This window comes from Coleofasciculus sp. FACHB-712, from assembly GCF_014695635.1.
Classification (GTDB): domain Bacteria; phylum Cyanobacteriota; class Cyanobacteriia; order Cyanobacteriales; family FACHB-T130; genus FACHB-T130.
Genome location: NZ_JACJOQ010000183.1, coordinates 1 through 4,085 on the forward strand (window position 1 = coordinate 1; position 4,085 = coordinate 4,085).

A 4,085-nucleotide genomic window follows, 5' to 3' on the forward strand; every position below is an offset into this window, starting at 1 on the left:
ACCGCTGACGGGTAATGAACACCTCTGGCTCTTGCCGAGACAGGAGCATTTCGATACACTCCTCTACAAGTGCCTGCATCATCGGCACCCATTTACTCAAATTGACTGCATAAACCTTTTTTTCCCGTAATTGCAGCCAAACCGTATCCGGCATAACGCCCTGAACAGATGCCAGCAGATGGGCGTGAAAAGCTGCAACCGTTTGATATTCCAGCTTAGGACGCCGACCTAAATGAATGTCACTGGGAACGTAAATCCAATCGCCAAAGTTTGATTGTCCGGGTTGTTTAACCAAGAAATCAGGACAACTCACGAGGGTCACTGTCTTCGGAAGGTGCAAGAAGGATTCATCCTTTATCCCTACTCCTTCCTCTTTCAGAAGCACGCCTCGGTAAATTAGCTCAACGCCTTCTTGCATCAAGGCAATGGTGGCATTCGCACCAGCGTGCCAATCTCCCCAAGCGTAATTGGGTTTGTGATAAGTCTGTCCCGCCAGAACGGTTTGCTGGAGAGCATACCGATCCTGTTGCAATTTGGCGCGAAAATCACTTTGAAAATCCTGCTGGGTAGGATCTCCATATAAATCGAGAAAAGACCGGCGACTACAACGTTGGTAGTGCCGCAACATATTAACAGTTAGCAGCATGACTTCAAGCTAACAGAGAATGAGTGAGCTTTCGCGATCGCTCTTATCGCACTCAGACTAAATGACACTAGACAAACAAAGCCTGACGAGAGCGGACTTGTAGAGACATGATATATCGCGTCTCTACGTGTAGATTTTGACAGCGATTCACCATCGGTTAGAGTAGTGGCGATTTTGAGCGTGAGGGTGTAGGCATGGCTAAGCGTAGCAAACGGCAGTTGATTGGGTGGCGATCGCTCTTATTGTTACTTCCTATATCATTCTCAGTTTCTATCTATCGTAGTTTGGCTCTATTTGTAGCTGTTCTATTGTTGTCATCAGTGGAGGCACAAGCAACAAGCGTTTCAATTGCCCAACAGCCAGCGACTTCCTCGCCAAATGCAACGACTACTGATGAGCAACAAACTTACGAACAGGGACTGCAACTGATAAAGCAAGGACAACAACTAGAGAAACAAGGAACGGTAGAATCTCAGCAACAAGCGCTTGCCAAATACGAAGAAGCACTCTCTATTTGGCAGCAATTGGCGGTTAACGAAGCTCCGCCGTATGAGGCTCGCAGTTGGGAAGCACTGACTCTTTCTCTCATCGGTACCATCTACGATGGTGACCAAGACGAGCCTCAGAAGGCGCTGGACTATTTCGAGCGGGGGTTAGCTGTCAGGCGCGAGTTGAAAAACCGCCTTCAGGACGCGATCGCTCGTGCCTCAATGGATAATGCTGGCTCCAACTCAAACGACAAACAAAAACTGCTCGACACTTACAAGCAAGCACTTGCATTCACCAACGTTGAGGAAGCTTCCCTACTCAATTCCCTCGGTGGTGTTTACTTCGAGTTAGGCAAAAAGCAAGAAGCACTGGAATATTACAGACAAGCCCTGTCGCTGCTTCGAGCTGAGAAAAAACCCTCTCGTGAAGCTGATACACTGAGCTTCATCGCTAATGTCTACTTTCAGTCAGGCGAGACTCAATCAAGCCTCAACTTCTACAATCAAGCACTGGAGATTCAACGTGCCGAGAAGGATATCGCCGCACAAGCCCGAACGCTCGGCACTATCGGCATAATTTACATCCAATTGGGCGAATTGCAACAGGCGCTTGCCATTTATAAGCAAGCACTCGAACTCCAGCGAGAAAGGAAGGATTTTGCTGGGCAAGCGGATATCCTTGGGGATATTGGCTGGGTCTACTTCAAATGGGGTCACTATCAGAAGGCGCTGGATTTCCATAACCAAGCGCTGAAACTCTGGCAAGCAGCACAGGGAAATCTATCTGGAACTGATTTAGCCTTCAACTTTACTCAACAAGCTGAGATTCTCAGGAATATCGGCCTCACCTATTCCTTAGGAGGATTTGGCGATCTTGCTAAAGCGCTGGACTTTTTTAACCAAGCGCGATCGCTTTACCAAAAGGCGGGATATCGATACGGGGAAGCGACCCTTCTCTCCTACATCAGCAATACCTACAAACAATTGGGGGAAATGCAGAAAGCCCTCGATGCCTTAAATCAAGCGCTCATGCTGTGCCGTGCCATTTCCAGTCCCACTAAGGAAGCTGTTGCCCTCCGTGACATCGCTGGTATCTATGAGTCAATGGATGAGCCGCAGCAGGCACTGGACTTTTACAACCAAGCCCTCGAAATCCAGCGTCGGGTGAACGATCGCCCTCAACAAGCCGCCACCCTCAACAGTATCGCTAAAGTCTACAGTTCATTGGGCGATTATCAGCTGAGTATTGATACACACAACCAAGCTCTAGAGATATTTAAAAGCATTGGCAATCTCACTAACCAAGCTCTAACTCTTACCAACATTGGTGGTGTCTACCAAGGAGCAAAAAATTATGAAAAAGCGTTGGAATTTCACAATCAATCGCTGGCTCTGGCAAAACAAAATAATGATTTCCCGCAGCAAGTTACCACACTTGTAGGTATTGCTTCAGTTTACCTATCATTAAAGGATTATCCTAAGGCGCTTGATGCAGCTAACCAAATCCTTGCACTGTCACGCGAACAGAATAACCCCTCTTGGGAAGCCTATGCATTTGGGATGAGCGGTGTTGCTTATCTGAAATCGGCGGATTACCAAAAAGCACTGGAAGCCCTGGAAAAGGCAGTGGCTGCGGATCGGAAGGTAGAGGATCACCAAGGAGAAGCCACCCACCTGCGCGATCTGGGTAAGGTTTACAATGCATTGAAGCAGTACGAAAAAGCGCTATCAACCTACGATCGGGTTCTAGCACTGCGGCGGATGTTTGGCGATCGCACGGAGGAAGCATATACACTCTATGAGGTTGCGATTACACAACGCGACAAGGGCAATCTCAACGCAGCCCGTACCCAAATCGAAGCCGCCATCAAAATTGTTGAGGACATACGCACCAGAGTCACCAGCCCAGAACTGCGTACTTCCTACTTTGCCTCCGTGCAGAATTACTACCAGTTCTACATCGACGTGCTGATGCAGTTGCACAAAAAAGAGCCTTATATTGGGTACGATGCTCTGGCACTGCACGCCTCGGAACGCGCTCGTGCCCGGAGTCTTTTGGAACTCCTAACAGAGGCTAACGCTAATATTCGGCAAGGAGTCGAGCCAAAACAGCTGGAACAAGAGCGCACCTTGCAGCAAAAACTTGATGCTGTTGAAAAACGCCGAGTTGAGTTACACAGTAGCAACCCCACTAAAGGACAGCTAGAGAAAATTGAACGAGAACGCGAAAATCTCTTAGAAGAGTATCGACAAGCCCAAGCTGACATCCGCGCTAAAAGTCCCCGCTATGCCGCCCTCACTCAGCCAAAACCCCTCACCTTGGCAGAGATTCAGCAGCAGGTTCTGGATGACGATACGCTGCTTTTGGAATACTCGCTAGGCGAAGAACGCAGCTATCTTTGGGCTGTCACCAAGACAGGCATCACCAGCTGCGAACTCCCTAAACGCGCCGAAATTGAGTTAGCGGCGCGAGGTTTCTATGAACTTTTGAATACCCCTGGCTATCGCTTGGAAACCCGAAAGCCGACTGATAAACGGGGAGGCATTGCGGTTGAACTCGCTCCCGCTAGCACCGAAGTCGTAACCAAACTCAGCCAGATGCTCTTGGGGCAAGTGGCTGGGAAACTAGATAAGAAACGATTACTCATTGTCAGCGAGGGTGCATTGCAGTATGTCCCCTTTGCCGCGCTACCAGTACCAACGCAGCCAAGCACAGAAAACAAAGCCAATCCTTCCACCTCACCCACTCCACTGTTAGTCAATTACGAAATCGTCAATCTGCCCTCAGCCTCCACGCTAGCCGTTTTAAGACAAGAACAAGCTGGGCGCAAACCTGCCGCTAAAGCTGTGGCGGTGCTAGCCGATCCCGTCTTCGGCAGTGACGATGAGCGAGTCAATCAAGCAAAAGGGCAGACAGAGAAGCAGCGGAGTATCGGAGAAAACCTTGCATT

The 4,085-nt window shown here is 49.1% G+C and carries 2 protein-coding genes; one reads left to right on the plus strand and one right to left on the minus strand.

The genetic code is table 11. The annotated features are described in order from the left end of the window. Positions 1-646: TM0106 family RecB-like putative nuclease (locus H6F50_RS05005; protein ID WP_190426965.1), on the minus strand; the 646-nt coding region annotated here is incomplete at its 3' end. A gap of 194 nt (positions 647-840) precedes the next feature. Here H6F50_RS05005 and H6F50_RS05010 point away from each other — a divergent pair. After that, the coding region (locus H6F50_RS05010; RefSeq protein WP_190426970.1) for a tetratricopeptide repeat protein at positions 841-4,085 on the plus strand (3,245 nt) is incomplete at its 3' end.